Origin of the sequence: Streptomyces endophyticus (assembly GCF_035798155.1) — a bacterium.
Lineage (GTDB): Bacteria > Actinomycetota > Actinomycetes > Streptomycetales > Streptomycetaceae > Streptomyces > Streptomyces endophyticus.
Genome location: NZ_JAOZYC010000150.1, coordinates 45613 through 68155, shown reverse-complemented (window position 1 = coordinate 68155; position 22543 = coordinate 45613). Strand labels below are relative to the sequence as shown.

The 22543-nt window shown below is 68.7% G+C and carries 22 protein-coding genes and 2 pseudogenes; 18 read left to right on the top strand and 6 right to left on the bottom strand.

Going from position 1 to position 22543, the window contains the following annotated elements; genetic code table 11:
- Positions 1 to 237 precede the first annotated feature (237 nt).
- Together OKJ99_RS30340 and OKJ99_RS30335 are read right to left on the bottom strand one after the other, a co-directional pair.
- The gene (locus tag OKJ99_RS30340) at positions 238 to 921 is read right to left on the bottom strand and encodes a glycerophosphodiester phosphodiesterase (protein ID WP_326021136.1); all 684 of its coding nucleotides are present in this window, start codon (positions 919 to 921) and stop codon (positions 238 to 240) included.
- 35 nt (positions 922 to 956) lie between these two features.
- The gene (locus OKJ99_RS30335) at positions 957 to 2033 is read right to left on the bottom strand and encodes an adenosine deaminase (protein ID WP_407700794.1); all 1077 of its coding nucleotides are present in this window, start codon (positions 2031 to 2033) and stop codon (positions 957 to 959) included.
- A 285-nt stretch (positions 2034 to 2318) separates the two neighbouring features.
- On the opposite strand from OKJ99_RS30335, the gene OKJ99_RS30330 reads away from it, so the two are divergent.
- The 9 genes and pseudogenes from OKJ99_RS30330 (at position 2319) to OKJ99_RS30290 (ending at position 13601) form a co-directional block, all read left to right on the top strand.
- Positions 2319 to 3869, top strand: a complete 1551-nt coding sequence (locus OKJ99_RS30330) for a gamma-aminobutyraldehyde dehydrogenase (protein WP_326021134.1) — start codon at positions 2319 to 2321, stop codon at positions 3867 to 3869.
- Between the two features lie 59 nt (positions 3870 to 3928).
- Positions 3929 to 5191, top strand: a complete 1263-nt coding sequence (locus OKJ99_RS30325) for a polyamine ABC transporter substrate-binding protein (protein ID WP_326021133.1) — start codon at positions 3929 to 3931, stop codon at positions 5189 to 5191.
- A gap of 114 nt (positions 5192 to 5305) precedes the next feature.
- On the top strand, positions 5306 to 6478 hold the full coding sequence (locus tag OKJ99_RS30320; RefSeq protein WP_326021132.1) for an ABC transporter ATP-binding protein: 1173 nt from the start codon (positions 5306 to 5308) through the stop codon (positions 6476 to 6478).
- Entirely contained in the window at positions 6475 to 7395 is a 921-nt protein-coding gene (locus OKJ99_RS30315) for an ABC transporter permease (protein ID WP_326021131.1), read from the top strand. The genes OKJ99_RS30320 and OKJ99_RS30315 overlap by 4 nt, the downstream gene beginning before the upstream one ends.
- Complete coding sequence (locus OKJ99_RS30310) at positions 7395 to 8195, top strand: ABC transporter permease (protein ID WP_326021130.1); 801 nt, start codon at positions 7395 to 7397, stop codon at positions 8193 to 8195. The genes OKJ99_RS30315 and OKJ99_RS30310 overlap by 1 nt, the downstream gene beginning before the upstream one ends.
- Before the next feature lie 30 nt (positions 8196 to 8225).
- Positions 8226 to 9644, top strand: a complete 1419-nt coding sequence (locus OKJ99_RS30305) for an NAD(P)/FAD-dependent oxidoreductase (RefSeq protein ID WP_326021129.1) — start codon at positions 8226 to 8228, stop codon at positions 9642 to 9644.
- Positions 9645 to 10091: 447 nt separating this feature from the next.
- A complete protein-coding gene (locus tag OKJ99_RS30300; RefSeq protein WP_326021128.1) occupies positions 10092 to 10550 on the top strand; it encodes a hypothetical protein in 459 nt (152 codons plus the stop codon).
- 101 nt (positions 10551 to 10651) lie between these two features.
- Positions 10652 to 11974, top strand: a pseudogene (locus OKJ99_RS30295) (carbohydrate binding domain-containing protein); the annotation flags it as partial.
- A 40-nt stretch (positions 11975 to 12014) separates the two neighbouring features.
- A complete protein-coding gene (locus OKJ99_RS30290; RefSeq protein WP_326021127.1) occupies positions 12015 to 13601 on the top strand; it encodes a recombinase family protein in 1587 nt (528 codons plus the stop codon).
- Between the two features lie 287 nt (positions 13602 to 13888).
- Here the strand turns inward: OKJ99_RS30290 and OKJ99_RS30285 are convergent, their stop codons facing one another.
- Positions 13889 to 14056 carry a hypothetical protein gene (locus tag OKJ99_RS30285; RefSeq protein WP_326021126.1) on the bottom strand — a complete coding sequence of 56 codons (168 nt, stop codon included), beginning with the start codon at positions 14054 to 14056 and terminating at the stop codon, positions 13889 to 13891.
- 190 nt (positions 14057 to 14246) lie between these two features.
- On the opposite strand from OKJ99_RS30285, the gene OKJ99_RS30280 reads away from it, so the two are divergent.
- The 7 genes from OKJ99_RS30280 to OKJ99_RS30250 all read left to right on the top strand — a co-directional run bounded on the left by OKJ99_RS30280 (position 14247) and on the right by OKJ99_RS30250 (position 18596).
- Positions 14247 to 14474, top strand: coding sequence for a hypothetical protein (locus tag OKJ99_RS30280; RefSeq protein ID WP_326021125.1), 228 nt, complete (start codon positions 14247 to 14249; stop codon positions 14472 to 14474).
- Positions 14471 to 14755 carry a hypothetical protein gene (locus tag OKJ99_RS30275; protein WP_326021124.1) on the top strand — a complete coding sequence of 95 codons (285 nt, stop codon included), beginning with the start codon at positions 14471 to 14473 and terminating at the stop codon, positions 14753 to 14755. The genes OKJ99_RS30280 and OKJ99_RS30275 overlap by 4 nt, the downstream gene beginning before the upstream one ends.
- The gene (locus tag OKJ99_RS30270; RefSeq protein WP_326021123.1) at positions 14752 to 16128 is read left to right on the top strand and encodes an AAA family ATPase; all 1377 of its coding nucleotides are present in this window, start codon (positions 14752 to 14754) and stop codon (positions 16126 to 16128) included. Before OKJ99_RS30275 ends, OKJ99_RS30270 begins: the two co-directional genes overlap by 4 nt.
- Positions 16129 to 16524: 396 nt before the next feature.
- Positions 16525 to 16782, top strand: coding sequence for a hypothetical protein (locus OKJ99_RS30265; RefSeq protein WP_326021122.1), 258 nt, complete (start codon positions 16525 to 16527; stop codon positions 16780 to 16782).
- Between the two features lie 208 nt (positions 16783 to 16990).
- Positions 16991 to 18289 (top strand): phage major capsid protein, encoded by a 1299-nt coding sequence (locus OKJ99_RS30260; protein WP_326021121.1) that lies wholly within the window; start codon positions 16991 to 16993, stop codon positions 18287 to 18289.
- The gene (locus OKJ99_RS30255; protein WP_326021120.1) at positions 18289 to 18450 is read left to right on the top strand and encodes a hypothetical protein; all 162 of its coding nucleotides are present in this window, start codon (positions 18289 to 18291) and stop codon (positions 18448 to 18450) included. The genes OKJ99_RS30260 and OKJ99_RS30255 overlap by 1 nt, the downstream gene beginning before the upstream one ends.
- Positions 18447 to 18596 (top strand): hypothetical protein, encoded by a 150-nt coding sequence (locus OKJ99_RS30250; RefSeq protein ID WP_326021119.1) that lies wholly within the window; start codon positions 18447 to 18449, stop codon positions 18594 to 18596. The genes OKJ99_RS30255 and OKJ99_RS30250 overlap by 4 nt, the downstream gene beginning before the upstream one ends.
- 1314 nt (positions 18597 to 19910) lie before the next feature.
- Here the strand turns inward: OKJ99_RS30250 and OKJ99_RS30245 are convergent.
- Complete coding sequence (locus OKJ99_RS30245; RefSeq protein WP_326021118.1) at positions 19911 to 20168, bottom strand: GntR family transcriptional regulator; 258 nt, start codon at positions 20166 to 20168, stop codon at positions 19911 to 19913.
- 219 nt (positions 20169 to 20387) lie between these two features.
- Here OKJ99_RS30245 and OKJ99_RS30240 point away from each other — a divergent pair, with 219 nt between their 5' ends.
- Positions 20388 to 20888, top strand: a complete 501-nt coding sequence (locus OKJ99_RS30240; RefSeq protein ID WP_326021117.1) for a DUF6415 family natural product biosynthesis protein — start codon at positions 20388 to 20390, stop codon at positions 20886 to 20888.
- Positions 20889 to 21039: 151 nt separating this feature from the next.
- Here the strand turns inward: OKJ99_RS30240 and OKJ99_RS30235 are convergent, their stop codons facing one another.
- The gene (locus tag OKJ99_RS30235; RefSeq protein WP_326021116.1) at positions 21040 to 21246 is read right to left on the bottom strand and encodes a hypothetical protein; all 207 of its coding nucleotides are present in this window, start codon (positions 21244 to 21246) and stop codon (positions 21040 to 21042) included.
- A gap of 247 nt (positions 21247 to 21493) precedes the next feature.
- On the opposite strand from OKJ99_RS30235, the pseudogene OKJ99_RS30230 reads away from it, so the two are divergent.
- Positions 21494 to 22021, top strand: a pseudogene (locus OKJ99_RS30230) (chitinase); the annotation flags it as partial.
- Here OKJ99_RS30230 and OKJ99_RS30225 read toward each other — a convergent pair.
- Positions 21975 to 22406 carry a phosphatase PAP2 family protein gene (locus tag OKJ99_RS30225; RefSeq protein WP_326021115.1) on the bottom strand — a complete coding sequence of 144 codons (432 nt, stop codon included), beginning with the start codon at positions 22404 to 22406 and terminating at the stop codon, positions 21975 to 21977. The pseudogene OKJ99_RS30230 and the gene OKJ99_RS30225 sit on opposite strands and share 47 nt — an antisense overlap.
- Between the last annotated feature and the right edge of the window lie 137 nt (positions 22407 to 22543).

The following is a 22543-nucleotide window of genomic DNA, read 5'->3' as shown; positions in this document are numbered from 1 at the left end:
GCCACCACGGCCCGCGCCGGGGCGGCCGCGGCGAGCGGCGCGGCGACTGCGCCGAGCGCGAGGGCGCTGGACAGGGCGAGAGCGAGGGCGTTGCGACGCTTCAAGGGGGCCTCCTGGTACGTGAGTTGGCCCGGTCGGGCCGACACGGACCATCCTCGGCCCCGGCCGGCCGCGGCAGCTCGTCGCGCGGGATGATCTCGACCCTGGCCCGCGCCCCGGCCACCCCCTAGGGGGCCCTCAGGCGTCGGCGCGCAGCGACGTCAGGACGTCGATCCGGTTCGTCGTGATCGAGTCCACGCCGATGTCGAGCAGCCTGCGCATCGAGCGCTTGGTGTCCGGGGTCCACGCCGACAGCAGGTAACCGTCGTGGTGGACGCGGGCCGCCAGGTCCCGGGTCACCAGCGGGAAGCGGTAGTTGAGCCACCGGGGCGTGAGGGCCGCGAGGACCGCCGGGCGGGGCGGGGCCAGCGACGTCCAGGTGAGCGCGATCTCGGCGGAGGGCGACGCGGCGCGCACCTTGAGCATCGTCTCGGCGCCCGCGCAGTAGTGGACCCGCTCCTCGGCGCCGCAGTCGCGGACGGCGCCGATGACCGTGCGTACCGTACGCGCGTCCGCGCCCGGCAGGTCGATCATGACGCGGGCGTCACGGCACGCCTCCAGGGCGTCCGCCAGCGTGGGCACGCCGCCCTCCGTAAGGCCGCGCACCTCGTCGCAGGAGAGCGCGGACAGCGGGCGCTCGTGCTCCCACAGGCGCTCGAGCGTGGAGTCGTGGAGCAGTACCGGGACGGCGTCCCGCGTCAGTCGTACGTCGATCTCCACCACGTCCGCGCCCCGTTCCAGCGCGGAGCGCAGGGACGGGAGGGTGTTCTCGCGGACTCGGTAGGGGTCGCCTCGGTGGGCCACGGCAGTCACGGTGCGCATGGCCCCATTGTGGCGTCAGCCGCGGCCGGACTCCGTCAGGAGGTGGCCTTCCAGTTCTCCGTGTACGTGTCGATCTCCGTGGCGATGCGCGCCTTGCCCGCCTCGTCGAGGAACGACGCCCGCACCGCGTTCTTCGCCAGCTCGGCCACGCCCCGCTCGTCGAGGTCGAGGAGGCGGGCCGCCACCGCGTACTCGGTGTTGAGGTCCGTGGAGAACATCGGCGGGTCGTCCGAGTTGATGGTGACCGTCACGCCCGCGTCCACGAACGTCTTGAGCGGGTGCTCGTCGAGGGTGCGGACCGCGCGGGTCGCGATGTTCGACGTCGGGCACACCTCCAGCGGGATGCCGTGCTCGGCGAGGTGCGCGAGCAGCCGCGGATCCCGGGCCGACGACGTGCCGTGGCCGATGCGCTCGGCGCCCAGGTGGTTCAGCGCGTCCCACACCGTCTCGGGCCCGGTCGTCTCGCCCGCGTGCGGCACCGAGCGCAGGCCCGCCGCGCGCGCCCGGTCGAAGTACGGCTTGAACTGCGGCCGCGGTACGCCCACTTCGGGCCCGCCGAGCCCGAACGACACCAGGCCCTCCGGGCGCAGCGCGTCGTCCGTGGCGAGCCGCGCCGTCTCCTCGGCCGCCTCAAGACCCGCCTCGCCGGGGATGTCGAAGCACCAGCGCAGGACCGTGCCGAACTCGGCCTCCGCGGACTTGCGCGCGTCCTCGATCGCCTCCATGAAGCCGCGGGCGGGGATGCCGCGGCGCGTGGAGGAGAAGGGGGTGAGGGTGAGCTCCGCGTACCGCACGTTCTGCCGGGCCATGTCGCGGGCGATCTCGTACGTGAGGAGGCGGACGTCCTCCGGCGTGCGGATCAGGTCGACCACCGACAGGTACACCTGGATGAAGTGCGCGAAGTCCGTGAACGTGAAGAACTCGGCCAGCGCCTCGGGGTCGGCCGGGACCTTCGAGTCGGGGTGCCGGGCGGCGAGCGCCGAGACGATCCTGGGGGAGGCGGAGCCCACGTGGTGGACGTGCAGTTCTGCCTTCGGCAGTCTGGTGATGAAGGCTTGCAGACTCGGGCTCGGGCTCTGGCTCACGGTTTCCTCCCCAGGAACTTGGGTGATCGGCTGATCGGGGTCCTCGTCATCGTATGCGGGGACGTCGACCTGCTGACGATCTCCATACACGCGACCCTGACACGCACCACTGACAATCCGTCCTGCGTTTTCCAGGGGGACTCGACACCCGGTCGACAGATTCCGTCGCGTAACCAAAAGGCAACAACGGAATCACTTGTTGGCGTGATGGTCCTCTGTCAGGATCGGCACTCAAATCGAGCTGGAGCCACGGCTGGAGCTACGTCGGCCCTCGGGACCGTGCCGACGCAGGAGAAGCGAGAGCGAGCACTCATGCACCACCCCACCTCGGATCACCCCGCCTCGGCCAAGAACGTGGCCGCACTGGCGCAGGAACTCTTCGCGGAAGGCGCGAACTTCGTCGGGGGCCGCCTCGTCAAGGGCACGTCGGGCCGCACCCACGCCGTCGTCGACCCGGCCACGGGCGAGAAGGTCTACACGTACGAACTGGCGGGCACCGCCGACGTGGACGCCGCCGTCGCCGCCGCCCGCGCGGCCTTCCCCGGCTGGTCGGGGGCCACGCCCGGCGAGCGGTCCGACGCCATGCACCGGTTCGCGGCCGTGCTCGACGAGAAGGCGGAGCAGTTCGCCCGCCTCGAGTCGTTGCAGTGCGGCAAGCCGCTCAAGCTGAGCCGCGAGTTCGACGTGCCCGGATCGGTCGACAACGCCGCCTTCTTCGCAGGCGCCGCCCGGCATCTGCAGGGGCAGTCCGCGGGCGAGTACAGCGCCGACCACACCTCGTACGTACGCCGCGAGCCCATCGGTGTCGTCGGCTCCATCGCGCCGTGGAACTACCCGTTGCAGATGGCCGCCTGGAAGGTGCTTCCGGCGATCGCGGCGGGCAACACGATCGTCCTCAAGCCCGCCGAGCTGACCCCGTTCACCTCGCTCCTCTTCGCGCAGGCCGCCACCGAGGCGGGCCTCCCGGACGGCGTCGTCAACGTCATCAGCGGCGCGGGCCGCGACGCCGGCGAGCACCTCGTCGGTCACCCGGACGTCGCCATGACCTCCTTCACCGGCTCCACGGGCGTCGGCAAGCGGGTCGCCGAGATCGCCACGGCCACCGTGAAGCGGATCCACCTGGAGCTGGGCGGCAAGGCGCCCTTCGTCGTGTTCGACGACGCCGACCTCGACGCCGCCGTGCACGGCGCGGTCGCCGGCGCCCTCATCAACACCGGCCAGGACTGCACCGCCGCCACGCGCGCGTACGTGCAGCGTCCGCTCTACGAGGCCTTCGTGGAGCGGACGGCCGCCCTGATGGAGACCGTCAGGCTCGGCGACCCGTTCGCCGACGACACCGACCTCGGGCCGCTCATCTCGCACGCCCAGCGGGACCGCGTCGCCGCCTTCGTGGACCGGGCGCGCGGCTACGCGCGCGTGGTGACGGGTGGCGAGGCCCCCGGCGGCGAGCTCGCGGACGGCGCGTACTACCGGCCCACCCTCATCGCCGACGCCGCGCAGGACAGCGAGGCCGTCCAGTCCGAGATCTTCGGTCCCGTGCTGGTGGTGCTGCCCTTCGACAGCGACGACGACGGCATCCGGCTCGCCAACGACTCCCCGTACGGGCTCGCGGCCTCCGCCTGGTCCACCAACGTGTTCCGCGCGAACCGTGCCACGCGCGAGATCAAGGCCGGCTGTGTGTGGGTCAACGACCACATCCCGATCCTCAGCGAGATGCCGCACGGCGGCTACAAGGCGTCCGGCTTCGGCAAGGACATGTCCGTGTACTCCTTCGACGAGTACACGCAGATCAAGCACGTCATGTTCGACAACACCGCGGTGGTGCGCAAGGACTGGCACCGCACGATCTTCGGGGACCGATAGTTGATCTCAGGCCGCTGTGACCGGCGGCCGCCAACCCTCCCGAAAGGGCAACCACGCGCATGGAGCAGTACGAGCCCGACAGCCTGACGCCCCTCAGTCGGCCCCAACTGGCCGCCATGCACCGCAGCTTCAGGAACGGCAGGGCAGCGATGTCCCGCCGCTCCCTGATGCGGGCCTCGGCGGGCGGCGCGCTCGCCGTCGGCGGTCTCGGCGCCCTCACCGGCTGCGGCATCCCCGCGGCGAGCAAGTCCTCGGGCGGCATCTCGTCCGAGGACCACTCGGCCAAGGAGAAGGTCATCAACTTCTCCAACTGGACCGAGTACATCGACATGAGCGACGACGAGAAGCACCGCCCGTCGCTGGAAGCGTTCACCAAACGCACCGGGATCAAGGTCAAGTACACCGAGGACATCAACGACAACGTCGAGTTCTTCGGGAAGATCAAGCCGCAGCTCGCGGCGGGCCAGGACACCGGCCGCGACATCATCGTGCTGACCGACTGGCTGGCCGCGCGGCTCATCCGCTACGGCTGGGTGCAGAAGCTCGACCCGGCCAACCTGCCCCACGCGTACACCAACCTGGCCACCCAGTTCCGCAACCCGGACTGGGACCCGGGCCGCGCCTACTCCTACCCGTGGACGGGCATCGCGACGGTCATCGCGTACAACACCAAGGCCACCGGCGGGAAAGAGATCACCTCGGTCTCGCAGCTGCTCGACGACCCCAAGCTCAAGGGCAAGGTCGGCCTGCTCTCCGAGATGCGCGACACGATCGGCATGACGCTGATCGACATGGGCAAGGACCCGCGCACCTTCAAGGCCGACGACTTCGACGCGGCGATCGCGCGCGTCCAGAAGGCCGTCGACAGCAAGCAGGTGCGCCGCTTCACCGGCAACGACTACATATCCGACCTCAGCAAGGGCGACCTCGCGGCCTGCCTCGCCTGGGCCGGGGACATCGTGCAGCTCCAGGCGGACAACCCGCACGTCAAGTTCGCGATCCCGGACGCCGGCTACATCTCGTCGACCGACAACATGCTGATCCCCAACAAGGCGCGCCACAAGACGAACGCCGAGAAGCTCATGGACTACTACTACGAGCCGGCGGTCGGCGCGGAACTGGCGGCGTGGATCAACTACGTCTCGCCGATGGACACCGGCATCGTCGGGCCGGAACTCGCCAAGATCGACAAGGACATCGCGAACGACCCGCTGATCGTCCCCGACAAGGAGATGTCGGCGAAGGCGCACGGTTTCCGCTCCCTGACGGCCAAGGAAGACACGGCGTTCGAGCAGAAGTTCGCCCAGCTCACCGGCGGCTGACCCGCCGCCGGGCCCGCCGTCGGGCCCCGGCCCGGCACCGTCGCCCCCGCCTTCGTCCTCGCCTTCGTCCTCGCTCGGCCCTGACTCAGCCCTCACCGACTCCTTGGACTCACCATGACGACCCTTACGACGTCGGAGACCGGCGGAGACGTCCGTCTCTCCGGGATCAGCAAGACGTACGACAACGGCTTCACCGCCGTCCGGCCGCTCGACCTCACCGTGCCCCAGGGCTCGTTCTTCGCGCTGCTCGGCGCCTCCGGCTGCGGGAAGACCACGACGCTGCGCATGATCGCGGGGCTCGAGGACCCGACCACGGGCACCGTGCACCTCGGCGACCAGGACGTGACGTCCCTGCCCCCGTACAAGCGCCCGGTGAACACCGTCTTCCAGTCGTACGCGCTCTTCCCGCACCTCGACATCTACGAGAACGTCGCCTTCGGCCTGCGCCGGCGCGGCATCAAGTCCGTGAAGAAGCAGGTCGAGGAGATGCTCGACCTGGTGCAGCTCGGCGAGCAGATCCGCAAGAAGCCGCAGCAGCTCTCCGGCGGCCAGCAGCAGCGCGTCGCCGTCGCCCGCGCGCTGATCAACCACCCCAAGGTGCTGCTGCTCGACGAGCCGCTCGGCGCCCTCGACCTCAAGCTGCGGCGCCAGATGCAGCTGGAGCTCAAGCGCATCCAGACCGAGGTCGGCATCACGTTCGTGCACGTCACGCACGACCAGGAGGAGGCCATGACGATGGCCGACACCGTGGCCGTGATGAACGCGGGCGGTGTCGAACAACTCGGCGCCCCCACCGACCTGTACGAGAACCCGGGCTCGACGTTCGTCGCGAACTTCCTCGGCACCTCGAACTTCATCGAGGCCGAGATCGCGGGCCGGACCGGCGACGACCTCACCCTCAAGGCGGGCGGCGACAAGCTCGTCCTGCCCACCTCCCGCAACTCCGCGCGCACCACCGCGACCGGCGACAAGCTGCTCCTCGGCGTGCGGCCCGAGAAGATCTCGCTCACGCACGCCGACGACGCGGGCGAGATCCCCGGCGGCCGCAACCGCATCACCGGGAAGATCTCCGACTCCAGTTTCATCGGCGTCTCCACCCAGTACGTCATCGACAGCCCGCTGTGCGACGCGTTCGAGGTCTACGCGCAGAACATCGAGCGCGACAGCCGCCTCGCGCCCGGCGCCGAGGTCGTCCTGCACTGGAACCCCGCGCACACCTTCGGCCTCGACGCGACCCAGGATGTCGACGCGGGCGCGGCCAAGGTCTCGGAGGACGCCGCCGCATGAGCACCGTCACCGACGCGCCGCCCACTCCGGCGGAGAAGCCCCGCAGGATACGCAAGCGCGGCCGCTTCGTCCCGTACTGGCTGCTGCTGCCCGGCATCCTCTGGCTGGTCGTCTTCTTCGCCCTGCCGATGGTCTACCAGGCCTCAACCTCCGTACAGCAGGGGTCACTCGAGGACGGCTTCAAGGTCACCTGGCACTTCGCGACGTACTGGGACGCGCTGTCCGAGTACTGGCCGCAGTTCCTGCGCTCCGTCCTGTACGCGGGTCTCGCCACGATCCTTTGCCTGCTGCTCGGCTACCCGCTCGCGTATCTCATCGCGTTCCGCGCGGGCCGCTGGCGCAACTTCATCATGATCCTGGTGATCGCCCCGTTCTTCACCAGCTTCCTGATCCGTACGCTCGCGTGGAAGACGATCCTCGCGGACGGCGGCCCGGTCGTGGGCGTGCTCAACTCGCTGCACATCCTCGACGTCACGAGCTGGCTCGGCATGACCGACGGCAGCAGAGTCCTGGCCACACCCCTCGCGGTGGTGTGCGGACTCACGTACAACTTCCTGCCGTTCATGATCCTGCCGCTCTACACCTCGCTGGAACGGATCGACGGCCGGCTGCACGAGGCGGCGGGCGATCTGTACGCGCACCCGTTCACCACCTTCCGCAAGGTGACGTTCCCGCTGTCGATGCCGGGCGTCGTGTCCGGAACGCTGCTGACCTTCATCCCGGCCACCGGCGACTACGTGAACGCGGACCTGCTCGGCTCCACCGACACCCGCATGGTCGGAAACGTCATCCAGACGCAGTTCCTGCGGATTCTCGACTATCCGACGGCGGCGGCGCTCTCCTTCATCCTCATGGCGGCCATTCTCTTCATGGTCACCTTCTACATCCGTCGTTCCGGGACGGAGGACCTCGTCTGATGCTGCTGCTGACACGCTGGCTGCGAAAGAACCTCGTGGTGATAGCGGGCCTGATCACGCTCGGGTATCTGCTGCTCCCGAACCTCGTCGTGACGGTCTTCTCCTTCAACAAACCGAAGGGCCGCTTCAATTACGAATGGCAGGAATTCTCGACGGACGCCTGGAAGAACCCGTGCGGCGTCGCCGACATGTGCGGATCGCTCTCGCTGAGCCTCCAGATCGCGCTGTGGGCCACGATCGGCGCGACGGCCCTCGGCACGATGATCGCCTTCGCGCTCGTCCGCTACCGGTTCAGGGCGCGCGGCGCGATCAACTCGCTGATCTTCCTGCCGATGGCGATGCCCGAGGTCGTGATGGCGGCCTCGCTGCTCACGCTCTTCCTCAACATGGGCGCCCAGCTGGGCTTCTGGACGATCCTCATCGCCCACATCATGTTCTGCCTCAGCTTCGTGGTGACGGCGGTGAAGGCGCGCGTGATGTCGATGGACCCGCGCCTGGAACAGGCGGCGCAGGACCTGTACGCGGGCCCGGTGCAGACGTTCCTTCGAGTCACCCTGCCGATCGCGGCGCCCGGTATCGCGGCGGGCGCGCTGCTTGCCTTCGCGCTGTCCTTCGACGATTTCATCATCACCAATTTCAACGCGGGCTCGACCGTCACCTTCCCCATGTTCGTCTGGGGCTCGGCGCAGCGCGGAACGCCCGTTCAGATCAATGTCATCGGTACGGCCATGTTCCTTGTCGCCGTACTGTGTGTGCTGGCTGCAATGACCATCGGCAAGCGCAAGAACAAGGTTGCCTGAGTTACTCGAATTTCTGAGGGAGTTGGAATCATGGCCGCACGCGCCATGAATCGCTGGACGAATTCACTCGCCGACGCCAAGCCGGTCGCCTACTGGCTCGACGACCCCGGCAGGCCCGAGGCCCGCCCGGCCCTGACGGGCGACGAGACGTGCGACCTGCTGGTCGTCGGCGGCGGCTACAGCGGGCTGTGGACCGCGCTGCTCGCCAAGGAGCGTGACCCAGGGCGTGACGTGGTCCTCGTCGAGGGCCGCGAGATCGGCTGGGCCGCCTCCGGGCGCAACGGTGGATTCTGCGCCGCCTCCCTCACGCACGGCACGGCCAACGGGCTCGCCCGCTGGCCGAAGGAGATCAAGAAGCTGGAGGAGCTCGGCGCCGCCAACCTCGATGCCATCGAGGCGGCGGTGGCCCGCTACTCCATCGACTGCGACTTCGAGCGCACCGGCGAACTGGACGTGGCGACCCAGCCCCACCAGGTCGCCGAACTGCACGAGTTCCACGCGGAGTTGACCGAGGCCGGGCTCGCCGACGGCGTCGAGCTCCTCGACGCGGACGAGACCCGCGAACAGGTCGCGTCGCCCACCTTCCTCGGGGCGATGTACGACCGGCACGGCGTCGCCATGCTGCACCCGGCGAAGCTGGCGTGGGGCCTGAAGCGGGCCTGCCTCGATCTGGGCGTCCGCATCCACGAGAACACGCCGGCCACGGAGCTGTCCTCGAACGGTGCGGGGGTCGCGGTCCGCACCCCGTACGGCCGGGTCTTCGCCCGGCACGCCGCGCTCGCCACGAACGTCTTCCCGTCCCTGGTCAAGCGCACGCGCGCGTACACGGTCCCGGTGTACGACTACGCGCTGATGACGGAGCCGCTGAGCGCGGAACAGCTGGCGGCGGTCGGCTGGAAGAACCGCCAGGGCCTCGGCGACTCGGCCAACCAGTTCCACTACTTCCGGCTCTCCGCCGACAACCGGATCCTGTGGGGCGGCTACGACGCGATCTACCCGTACGGCGGCCGGGTGCGGGCCGAGCACGACCACCGCCCGGAGACGTACGCGAAGCTGGCGGGCCACTTCTTCACGTGCTTCCCGCAGCTGGAGGGCCTGCGCTTCACGCACGCCTGGGGCGGCGCGATCGACACCTGCTCCCGGTTCTCGGCTTTCTTCGGCACGGCACACGCGGGCCGGGTGGCGTACGCCGCCGGATACACGGGCCTCGGCGTGGGCGCGACGCGCTTCGGCGCGGACGTGATGCTGGACCTCCTCTCGGGCGAGCGCACGGACCGTACGGAGCTGGAAATGGTCCGCAAGAAGCCGCTCCCGTTCCCACCGGAGCCCTTCGCGGCCACGGGCATCGCACTCACCAAGTGGTCCCTCGCACGCGCCGACGAGAACGGCGGCCGCCGCAACCTGTGGCTGAAGGCGATGGACACGGTGGGCCTCGGCTTCGACAGCTAGGGCCCTTCTGACGGATCTTGCCGGAGTCGCGGGCCCTGGCACGCGCATCTGCCGCGTTGTCGTCGGTTGCCAACGCTCCGCGTTGACGCCCTCCTCCGCCTTGCAGCTGCACGCACCAGACCCCGCTCGCCGGAACCGCAAGTGGCCGGCCGTCCGCATCCGGCCTGATCCGTCAGAAGGACCCTAAGCGCTCTCGTCCTCCGTAAGCGTCCCCTGATGGAAGTACAGCCGCCACCCGGCCTCCGGGTGGCGGCCTCTCCGGCTTCTCGTCCTCGTCCATGGCCCGAGGGTACGAGTGCGCCCGCTGGGGATCACCTGGCGTACGCCCTGGTCGTACCCGGCTTCGAAGATTCACTACTTTCAGGTAACCGAAGTCGCGTAATGCTCCGGCCACTTCCCCCTCTCGTTCGTGACCACCAGCGTCGAAGTGAACGAGGAGGACCCGTCATGACTGGCTCGGGGGACAAGGCCGCGGTCGAGTGGCTGGTGTCCGTGGCACCGGATCCGGACGCCTGCCGCTGGGAGTGGGAACGCAATCCGCACGGGGTGGCGCTGCTGCCCGCGGGTGAGCGGTGGGACGTGCTGATCCTGTCGGGGGAGCTGGGCTATCCGACGCTCGACGTGCTGCGTCGGGTGATCGACAGGCCGGGCCCCGTGCTGGCGGACTTCGGCGCCGCCCGCATGGGCTTCTTCGTCCCCGCGGGCACGGCCGCCCGGTGGCTCGGCACCGGGGTGCGCGCGGCGGGGCGCGGCACCTGGATCGTGGTGCCCTACCCCGGCCGGCTCGCGGGCGGCGTGCGCTGGCTGGTGCCGCCGGACGGCGCCGGCACGCTCACGGACCCGGCACTCCTGGAACTCGCGATGCACGAGGCGGCGGCCCAACTGGCAAGGGATACGGGGGAGTAGTGGGAGAGCGGCGGACGCCGGACCCTTGACAACTCAATTGGTCTGGACCAGGTTGGGCGCGCTCCACGGTGCTCGTTTCCCCACCACGCCCGGAGGCAGCCATGACCCGCTCCAGACCTCGCGGATCCCGCGGATCCCGCAGATCCCGCAGACTCCTCACGAGTCTCACGGCCGCCGCGCTCGCCGCGACCGGCCTCACCGCCCTGTCCAGCACCGCGCGTGCCGCCGACGTCGACCTCGCCCGCAACGGCGGATTCGAGTCCGGCACGGACGGCTGGACCTGTTCGTCCAATACCGGAAGAAGCGTCAACTCACCCACCCACAGCGGAACATCGGCGCTCCAGGCCACACCGTCCGGCACCGACAACGCGCGGTGCGCGCAGACCGTCACGGTCAAGCCCGACTCCACGTACACCCTGTCCGGATACGTCCGCGGCAGCTACGTCTACCTCGGTGCGAGCGGCACCGGCACCACGGACGTGTCGACCTGGACCCCGTCGGCGTCCGACTGGCAGCAGCTCAAGACCACCTTCCGCACGGGACCGGCCACCACCAAGGTCACGATCTACACGCACGGCTGGTACGGCAGCCCCGCCTACACCGCCGACGACCTCACCCTGCTCGGCCCCGGCACCGAGACCCCCGCCCCGCCCGCCGCGCCCACGGGCCTCAAGACCGGAACCGTCACCGCCACGAGCGTCGGCCTGTCCTGGTCGGCGGTCCCCGGCGCCACGAGCTACGCGGTGTACCGCAACGGCGCCAAGTCCCGGACGGTGACCGGCACTTCGGCCACGGTCACCGGCCTCACGCCCGCCACCGCGCACAGCTTCCAGGTCGCCGCCGTGAACGACGCGGGCGAGTCCGCGAAGTCGGCGACCGTCACCGCGACCACCGCCCAGGGCCCCGGCGACTCCGGCTCCGCGGACCTCCCGGCGCACGCCCTCGTCGGCTACCTCCACGCGAGCTTCGCCAACGGCGCCGGCTACACCCGCCTCGCCGACGTCCCCGACAGCTGGGACGTCATCGACCTCGCCTTCGGCGAACCCACCTCGACGACCTCCGGAGACATCCGCTTCGACCGCTGCCCGGCCGCCGAGTGCCCGGGCGTCGAGTCGGACGCCGACTTCAAGGCCGCGATCAAGGCCAAGCAGGCGGCGGGCAAGAAGGTCCTGATCTCGATCGGCGGCCAGAACGGCCAGGTCCAGCTCACCACGGCCGCGGCCCGCGACACCTTCGTCTCCTCCGTCTCGAAGATCATCGACGAGTACGGCCTCGACGGCCTCGACATCGACTTCGAGGGCCACTCCCTCTCCCTCGCCGCGGACGACACCGACTTCAAGAACCCGAAGACCCCGGTGATCGTGAACCTGATCTCGGCGGTGAAGACCCTCAAGGCCAAGTACGGCGACAAGTTCGTGCTGACGAAGGAGCACGATCAACGCCCTTAAGTTCTACGGTAGTTACATGGCTACACAACGTCGCGTAGTGATCTACTGCCGCATCTCGGATGACCGGGAGGGGCGCAGGTGGGGCGTCGACCGCCAAGAGCGAGTATGCCGCGAGCGGGCCGACCAGAACGGCTGGGACGTCGTCGAAGTCCTCGTTGAGAACGACATCTCCGCGTACTCAGGCAAGGTCCGCCCGAAGTACCAACGGCTCTTGACCATGCTGCGGGCCGGCGAGGCAAACGCCGTGATCGCGCTGTCCGGCAAGCGGCTGCAACGCGACTGGCGTGACGCGTTCGCGTTCCTCGACCTGGCCCAGGAGCGGGACATTGCGGTCGACACGATCAAGGCGGGTCGCTACAACCTGAACACGGCAGAGGGCAGGGCCCAGGCGCGGCGGGCCGCCATCGATGCCCAGGAGGAGAGCGAGGAGATCGGCGAGCGCGTATGGGACGCCAAGCAGGACAACTTGCGTGAAGGCACCTACCGCGGCGGACCGCGCCCGTTCGGCTACGAGGCGGACGGCATGACCGTGCGCACCCTCGTGTGTCCTTCATGCCCCGGCGCGGACGGCTTCACGGCCGACCGGGAGTGCCGGGCGTGCGGAGCCGGTGCCGTCAACAAGGAGGGCTCCGAAGCCTGGTACATCGAGCAGGCGATCGACACGGTGGCGCGCGGCGGTTCGCTGCGCGGGGTCTGCCGGGACTGGACGGAGAAGGGGCTGCTGACCCCGGCTCGCCGTACGCGGCAGGCCGACGGCACTCGGGGGGACCCGGCCGGGCGGCCGTGGGGTCCGACCGCGATGCGGAAGTTGCTCAGGCGGCCCCGGAACGCCGGTCTCATCGACTACAAGGGAGAGGTCGTCGGCAGGGCGGCATGGCCCGCGATCGTTTCCGAGACGGCGTGGCGCGACTGCACGGAGGTGCTGGACAACCCCAGTCGGAGGCCGAAGCTGCGCACCGGGCGAAGGTGGCTCGGCACGGGCCTCTTCGAGTGCGGGCGCTGCGACGACGGCAGCACCCTGTACGTGACGACCAGTGGCGGGGGCTCGAAGGGACCGCAGCCGACGTATCGGTGCGACTCGTGCCAGAAGATCGGTAGGAACGCGGATTCCCTCGAAGCACTGGTGGAGGGAGTGGCCGTGAAGCTGCTGTCCCGCGAGGACGCAGCGGATCTCTTCCTGCCGCGACAGGACGACGAGAGCGACCGAAGGGAGCTGCTCGGGCTCGCGGACGTGCTGCGGGCCAAGCTGAGTGGCTATGCCGAGGACTACGACAACGACTTGATCACTCGGCAGCAGATGCTCGAAGGGACCGCGCGCGTCCGGGCGCGGCTGGCCGAGGTCGAGCTACAGATGGCCGCAGGTGCGGGCAGCTCCGTGCTCGCGCTGCTGCCCTTGGGGACGCCGGACATAGCGGCGGCGTGGAAGGGCTTCGAGCTGGACCGTAAGCGGTCCATCATCAACCTGATCATGACCGTGCGGGTGCACCCTGCGAAACGGGGGCGACCCAAGGGGTACGTGCCCGGCAGCGGGATCGGCTACTTCGACGCGTCCACGATCGAGATCGTGCCGAAGGAGCAGCCTGCGACCTCCCTCGCGACCTGACACGCGATCACCTTCACGAAACCTTCACGTCTTCAAGTCGGACATGGTGATACAACGGCGCACACTGGGACGTAAACGGGCATTGCGCCCAAGTGACTTGCGAGGCAAGCTCGTTGTAGCCGCTGGCCTCGCGCGATGGGACGGAGCAGGCCGACTGACGGCGGCCCCGCCGGTGACGCCCTGGGAACGCGTCGCGAACCGGCCGGACGGTCTCATCCCGAAGGTCCGGAACCTTGCCTATATCGCCCGAAGCCGCACGCGTCCGTGCGCGCATCGCAGGTAAGAAGTCACAAGATCCCCAAGCCGACGTCACCGAAGATCAGCGCGAACTCAGGGCCATTTCGCTCCAAGAGCACATCGAGCGCGTTGTGGACGAATTCCCGCCCCTCAGTGAAGAACAGCGCGCCCGGCTCGCCCTTCTGCTGGCCCCCGCCGTGAACGGCGGTGGCGCGCATGCCGCGTGAACATGGCGGCGGGGCCCCCGGCAAAGGGCCCCGCTCAACGATAGCCACGGCAACGGCTTCAGGACTGACGGTACGTGGGGCCGCCCTTGAACGCCATGGCCATTCGAGCGACCAGGCGACGTACTCGGTACCCGCTGGACGCTGTATCGGAACGGACGGAAAGACCTACCCGCAACAGTGGTTGTCGGCGGACGACCGCGAGTTCCTGGTCACCAGGGTCCATTACCTGCGTCACGTCGAAGGGCTCTCCGTCCGTCAGATCCTCGCCGCCCTCGCGGAGGCACACAATGTACGGCGCTCCGTGGGGTGGGTCGCCGGTGCCCTGAAGGACTGGGAGTGCGGGCGTTGCGGTGTTCAGGAGTACCAAAAGGCGCACCTGAACACCTCGGACGGCGGTGACGCCTCATGAGCCGCCGACGTAAGGCGAATAGCGGCGATCCCCGCAAGCGCAAGCCCGATGCCGTAGCCATGAAAGCAGCGGCGGCGTATGAGTGCGGGCACTGTCAAAGCAGTGTTCTCGGGGTGACGGTCGACAGCCACGGCTTCAATCGCCTGCATGTCGGTCACGACGACTCATGTCCCGTACTGCTCGGGACCGTTGACGACGCACCCGATGTACTGCGCGCCGCCGCGGCGGCCGGGGAACCGCTCCTGCTCCTTCTCGGGAACTTCGACGGGGGCGCGGAATGACGACTCCGGCCTACGCGCAGTGCCCGACGCACCAACAGCCCGAACCGTGCGAGCACGCCGACCACCGGCAGCCAACAGGGCAGGGAATGCAGGCCGCTCGTATCTATCACGCGCTGCCCAAGGAGGACGGCAACAACGCTCGCACTGACTTCCTCAACGTCTTCGGGAGCGCTCTCCCGGCAGACTTCTGGGCGTGTGTGAACGAGCTGGACAGGGAGATGCGCGCCGCGAGGCTCGCGGACGCAAGCGAGCCCGAAGCCGACTTGGTGTTCCGGAAGTTCGCGGACATCGCGGCCGACGTGGCGAACCGGGAACCGCGGCAGTTTCTCTTCGAGCCCGTCATTGTCGCCGGGGACTACGGCGTGATGTCCGCAGAGCGAAAGGCGGGAAAGTCCTGGGGAGGTGTCGACGCGGCAGTCTCCTGTGCCGCCGGACTGCCGTGGCTCGGGGAGTTCCCGTGCCGCGCGGCCGGCCCCGTGGTGTTCTTCTACGGTGAGGGCTCCGACGCGAAGCTGACGCGCCGCATTCACGCGGTTGCAGCGTCCAAGGGCCTCGCTCGCGAAGAGGCCGACGCGCTCGACATCGTCATCTGCTGCCGTGCGCCGAAACTCACCGATGCGCAGCACCTCCACCTCATCACGAAGGCCCTTGCGGAATACCGCCCACGCCTGATTGTTCTGGATCCGCTGTATCTCTCCGTGGGCGGCGCCAAGGGCGCGGACCTGTACGCCATGGGCGAGTTGCTCGGGGGCATTCAGCGCATCGTCCAGGACGCGGGCGCGACGTTCCTCGTGTCGCACCACTGGAACAAAAGTGGATCAGGCAACGGTCATGACCGGTCGAGCGGCGTAGGGCCGCAGGAATGGGGGCGCTTCCTGATCGCCGTGGCCGTCGTGGACAGGTACACCGACCAGCAGACGAAGGAGTCCACGGCCACCCTCAAGTGGCAGTTCGCCGGGGACGAGATCCCCGACCAGGAAGTGACGCTGATCCGCCGCGTACGGGCCGACGATCCCAAGGACCTGAACTCGCCCATGCACTACAGCGTGGTGCGCGACGGCGTCCAGGACGGCTACCGGCCGCGCGTGCCGGAGGTGACCGACAGGCAGCGCGCCGTACTGGTGGCCATGGCCCCTTTCGGGGACGTGGGCGGCTCGCCGACGCAGCTGGCCGTCGAGTCCGACCTGGTCCGCGAGTGCGCGGGAGACAAGGGGAAGGCCCGCAGCGCGGCGCAGAAGGCCATCAACGGGCTGCTCAAGAAGGAGTTGGCCGAGAAGGTCCCCGGCACGAGCCGCTACCGGGTGGCGGGCACGGGCGCGGTCTGGCACGTCATCAACGAATCCGCCCAGCACATCCAGGAGCCGCTCGACTGACGACCGGCGCCGTATCCCTGGCGAGGGATACGAAGGGCACTCCGTATCCCTCTCGTATCCCTCGCCCGTATCCCCCGTACCCACGGCGTACCCACATCCGTATCCCTTCCGACCAGCACGTATCCCTGTCATATCCCTGACGCCGTGCCATTTCCCCCATCCGTATACCTCCCCCGGGGGCCCTATAGAGGGCCCCGGAGGGATACGAGGGGCGTTGCGGTGCTCAAGGCAACGCGATGCAGAGGCAGACGCTGGACGACCAGCATGCAGCCCCCGCCCGCCGCGCTGGACGCCCCCGTGAGCGCCTCGCCCCCGCTGGTCGACTCCGTGGACGCCGCCGCGCCGTGAGGGCGACACGGAGCCGCACATCCATGAACCACAAGGAAGGAACCGACCATGACCGATGCGACTCCCGACGACCCGCTGACGCTTGCCCTGGTTGTCCTTGAGCCTGACGACCGGGCACGTTTCAGCGCCGAGCTGGACATGCTCACACAAGCCTGTGAGGCGCGCCGCGCCGCGGGGCTGTCCGTCGCCGATCCCGCCGACGCCGCGCGGGCGTTGGCGACCCACCATCGCGCGTCGGGCGATCTGACATGGGTCGCGTGGTCTGCGACCGCCGACCGCGCCGCCACACTGTCCGGCTCCGGGTGACGTCTCGTCAGAACGGGTATCCTGCAAGCAGTCGCGAGAGCCGGGCAGGGCCCGGCGGGAACGCGGGCGACAGGCGGTCGGCACCGCCGTCGTTCGGGGCGTCCGTAGACGCCGACCGGAGCGGCCCGGGATGCAGCGTGGACGCGCTAGAGCCGAATTCCCCAAGCTTGCACGCCCGTTGAGGCGTGCCATCATCCCGGGACATCGCATGCACTCATTTCCGGCGCTCGAATCGGCTCGGGCCGAACTCAAGCGCATTCTTGACGACGCAGGGCCCGACTATGACCTGACGCATGTTCAGATCAAGAACCATCATTCCAACGCCGAGAAGGTCGGGTACGTCCGCAAGCTGAATGACGAGATCGATCGCCTGAAGGCGGTGGCCGACACGGCGGCGTCCGGCTATGGCACCGAATCCGGTGACGGTACTCGCCCTCTCGGATACGGCAGTCAGGGGGCCCGCAATATGAAGGGGTCCCAAATCCTGCACAAGGGCCAGTCGTTCACGAACTGGCTCCGGGACAACGGCTCCGTTGAGCGCGCCGAAGAGGGCCTGTCGTTCGACAAATACATCAAGGGCCTCGCCACCGGTAACTGGAAGAACGCCGAAGCCGAGAAGAAGGCCCTTTCCGAGGGAACCCTCACGGCCGGTGGGCATCTGGTGCCGACGCCGCTCGCCGGAAGCATCATCGACCTCGCGCGGAATCAGATGCGCGTGGCGCAGGCCGGCGCGACGTTCGTGCCGATGACGGCGCAGACCCTGAAGATCCCCCGGCTTACCGGCGAAGGAACTCCGGGATGGCGTGCCGAGAATGCTGCCATTTCGGCGGCGGACATGACCTTCGACTCCGTGACGTTTACGGCCCGTTCGCTGAATAGGCTTGTCACCATGTCCGTGGAACTCTTCGAGGATTCCGACCCGTCGGCGTCCGACGTCATCGCGAACAGCTTCGCTCAGCAGATCGCGCTCGAACTCGACCGTGCAGCGCTCCGGGGTACCGGTTCGGCGCCCGAACCTCGGGGGGTGCTCAATCAGAGTGGGGTCACTCTCACGACGCATGGCACGAACGGGTCGGTTATCGGCTCCCCTCCGGCCGCAGGAACCATGGGATGGGAATTCGCCGTTCAGGCGGCGGGTGCCGTCGAGAACAACAACTTCACCCCCAACGCTCAGATCATGGCGCCGCGCACGAACCAGTCCCTTTCCCTTCTCCGGGACACGACCAATCAGTACATCGCACCGCCCCGGTATCTCGACAACATCCCCCGGCTCACCACAAAGCAGGTACCGACCAACTTGACGGTGGGTAGCTCCTCGGACTGCTCGGAGGTGTATACGGGGCAGTGGGACATGTTGGGCGTAGGGATACGTACGGAATTCAGGATCGAGTTCCTGCGAGAGCGCTATGCCGACAACGGTCAGTACGCATTCCTTGCGTGGATGCGTGCCGATGTGCAGTGCTTCCAGCCCGGCGCATTCGTCGTCGACACGGGAGTTCGTGGCTGATGAAAGCAACAGAGGACGTGCTGATCGTGCGCGAGGATCTCGGGCCCGAGATGTTCACGCTCGTCGTGCGCGGCGACGAGGTGCCCGCGCACCTGGTCGACCTGCCTCGTGTGCCGCGTGCCGAGGTGCCCAAGCCCAAGTCTGTGAGGACCGCATCGTGATCGATGGCTTCGAGGTGCTGCGCGACGTGAAGCGCGACAACGAGCGCGCGCGTGAGGTCGAGTACGAGCGCCTTGCTGACGCGCTGCACGACCGGCGCGAGCGCGTCCCGTTGGAGATGTGGCGCGCACTGCCCGACGCCGACTGATGACGTCCGAGTCGGCGTCCGTGCCTCCGTCGACTCGGATCGGCGACGTGTCCTCTCCTGCGCGTCGCCGACCGCCGCGCCCGTGGCCGCGCATGACCACGGGCGCGGCCCTTTGCATGAGTGAATGATCCGCAAGGCGTTGATCGTCGTGCTGTGATCCACAGTTGACGCGGGGAGTGATCGTCCGATCGGAGGGGAGCGCGTCGATCAAGCGCTGACCTGCACTGATGCTCGCATCGCAACTGCAAACAGGGGGGTGGGGGTCGACCGTGATCAATCTACTGGGTGACCCCAAACGCCCCTGTCTCCCGGATAACCCTCTGCGGAGCCTGTGCAAACGCCTGCAAACCCGCAGGTCAGAGGCATGATCGGCCCCGTGTGGCGGCGTCGCGGACCTAGATCACCCGGGCCGCCGGGCGGTGATCATGCAGGTGGGGCGCCACGCGAATGATCCACTTTGCACTGCAAACGCCGGGTCGTGGGCGTCCGCGATCTTTGCAACGCCCCCGTTGCGGCCGTGGCGGTGTGGTGCCCGAGGGGCGTCGCACCCCGGCGCGCGTAGCACCTCGGGCTGCGACGCGTAGCAGGCCGTGCAGCACCTCGGCTACCGCCCGACCTGCGCTGTAGCGGGTAGCAGCCTGCCGCACCGTTGCACTGCAACGGCCGGTGCAACGGGGGGCGTTGCAGTGGGGAGGGCGGTGCTACGCGTGGTCGGCGCGCCTACGTCTGTGATCTTGAGTCCACCCATCTTGGTGAACTCAAGATCACGCCCTGGATTGTCACGGAGCGTCGATCAGGTTCGAGGTTCCTCGATGTGCTCCGGGGCGCAACCGGGTTACGGGTCGGGCGTAACCGGTTGCGCCCCTGGTTACCCCCTCGCGCGCCCTCTGGCCTGCCCTGGTTACGGGTTACGCCCTTCACGCCGTGGTGCCGGAAACGGCCCTCAGCGCGGGATTCCGGGTGTGCCGCGAGGCGTAACCACCCGCCATCGGTGGCGGGGCGACGTGTCATTGATGGCGCCCCTGATGGCGGGGGCGATCTTCGGTGGACCTGCCCTGGCGGCGGTGGCACCCCCTGGTCGTACAGACCCCGGCAACGGCCGTGGAGCGACTTTCCGAGGGGGAGTCGACCCGCCATCACAAGCGCGTGACCCGCCTAGCAGCGCCTAGCGACCTAGCGACCGTCGTTGCTAGGCCTAGCGACCCCTCTAGCGACCGAAACCACCCCGACCAGGGGCCTAGCAACTAGCAACCCCTGCGCGGCGATCACCGCAACGGCCTGCAACGGGGTGTTGCGGTGGTGGATCGGTCGTTGCTAGGCGTTGCGCGGGCCGGCCGCCGGGGGCTCGGTCGTGACGAAGCTGCCCATGCCGCGCACGGTGTACGTCCAGCCCTCGTCACGCAGTGCGCGCAAAGCCTTCTGTGCGGTATCCACCGCGACGCCGGTCTCTTCCACGATCTGCTGCACCGAGGGCACGCGCGTGCGCGGCGGGTACGTGCCGTCCGTGATCCGCTGCCGGATCACCTCTGCGATCTGCTCCCACTTCGGGCGGTCCTCGGCGAACTCGATCATGAGTGCACGGTAGGCATGGCCCCTGCACGGGTGCGATCGGTAGCGCAGGGGGGTGTACTACCCCATACCAGTAGTAGTGTCGGTATGCGAAGGACCCCCGCGGCGCGGCCGGCGCCCGGGGGCATGGTCAACCTGAGAAAGCAGGCCGACGCCATGAAAACTACCGCCCGCCCGCCAACCGCCCAAGGGCGTGATCCCCGCCCGCCGGACATCGCCGTGATGCGTACCGCGGCACACCGCCTACTGGGTCCGGACGCCGACGTGCCCACCCCCGAGGAGCTGGACGTGTTGACGCGCACCCTGAGCGGCATGGCCGCGCTGCTGATCTCCGAGGTCGAGAACATCGCGGCCGATCTGCCCTGTGACGACGCGCCCGCCGCGCGCGCACGAGCGGAGATCGGCACGGCTCGGGCACGGCGGGACGTGGAGCCCTTGCCGGGACTGCTCTCGCGCGTCGGGCACGCTCAGCGGCTCTCACGGTCGGTGGAGACGTTGTGCGACCACTACGAGACCCTGACCGGCGCGGCCGTGACGACGGCGTGGCGTCAGGTCTGCCGGTTCTGCGATCACGACATCACCGACCCGGACGACGCCGTCATGGTGGCCACCAAGATGTCCGTCTCCGGGCCGCCGTTCACTGTGTGGGCGCACCGGGCGCATGCCCGCTTCGCGCGGCTCCGGCCCGACGAGATGGCCATGCCGACCGAGGGCACGGAGTAGCCGACGGCCCGCACGAGACCGGGCGGCGGTGGGTCGCTGCAACGGCCCGTCCCCGCCCATGAAAGCGCCCCCGACCTGTTGCACCAGGCCGGGGGCGCAGCACAGAGCCCCGCCTGCTGGCACAGGCGGGGCTCTGGTTCGTTGTGCATGATCAGTCCCGGACGTCCGTCGCCACGGCGTTGTGCTTCAGGCTGTGGGGCATCCACGGGAAGGCGCTGCGGTAGGTCTCGATCTTCAGCACGGTGTCGCGCGGAATGGGCGGAAGGCCGCGCACCATCTCGCCTGCCCAGATCCATGTGTCCGGATCGATGAAGTCCGGGCACTTGCTTAGCTCATGGGCATGGTTAGCATCACTCATGGGTCGTCGCCTGCTCTCATCAGGTGTCGATCAAGGCGCTGTCGGGTGGTTGCACACCCGGCGGCGCCGCTTGCCTTGCGTTGAATCCTCAACGTACGCCGCACCGCGCGCCCCGACGCCCCCTGTCGCGCTCTCAACTAGCGAGTTCTGTAAAGGGATTGGCTGCTCGGGAATCGTTCGTCACTCCCTCTGCGAAGCGCACCGCTGCGCACGACAGCATCGCTGCTAAGTGGGTCGTAGATGAAACTTCGTCCTGACCATGGCGCCGGAAACGTTCTTCGTCCAGCTCGGATACCAGTACTACGGCACCGGCAAATGGGGCGGCCAGGACCCGCGCGCGGGAGCGTACCTGCCGGTCATCCACGCCCTGCGCGACGACCTGACGCTTCTCCACGTCCAGGACTACAACTCCGGCTCGATCATGGGCCTCGACAACCAGTACCACTCCATGGGCGGCGCCGACTTCCACATCGCGATGACCGACATGCTGCTCACCGGCTTCCCGGTCGCGGGCGACGCGAACAACGTCTTCCCGCCCCTGCGCCCCGACCAGATCGCGATCGGCATGCCGGCCTCCACCCAGGCGGGCAACGGCTACGTCTCCCCGGCGGAGACCAACAACGCCCTCGACTGCCTCACCAAGAAGACCAACTGCGGCTCGTACGCGACCCATGGCACCTGGCCCGCGTTGCGCGGCCTGATGACGTGGTCGGTGAACTGGGACCGATTCAACAACTGGGAGTTCCAGAAGAACTTCGACGGCTACTTCGGCTGACCGCGTACGCCGCCGCGCACAGCAGCACCACCGACAGACACCAGCTGCCGAGCACATCGGCCGGCCAGTGATACCCCTGCCGTACGAGTCCCAGGCCTACGGCCGCGTTCAACAGGACGCAGCCGTAGGCCAGTCGGCGTGAACGCAGCAGCAGCACGCACAGCCCGTACGCGACCGCCGCCGTCGCCGCGTGGCCCGAGGGGTAGAAGCCCGTGTCCGGTGCCATGGGTGGCGGTCCGGGGCGGGCGATGAGGGACTGGAGCGGGGCCACCAGGGTGGGGACCAGGGCCATCGCCACGACCGTGGAGATCACGGGGAGCCAGGTCCTGGTGCGCCAGGTGACGTACGCGAGGGTGCCCGCGAGGACCGGGAGGGCGACCGCCATGTTGCCGAGGTCGGCGAAGAATTCGGCGGGGCCCGAGGGGATCGCGCTGGTGCGGATCGCGTCGCCGAGGCGCTCGTCGTACGCGAGGAGGGGGCCGTCGGAGGCGACCTGCCAGGTGAGCGCGGCGAAGAGAAGCG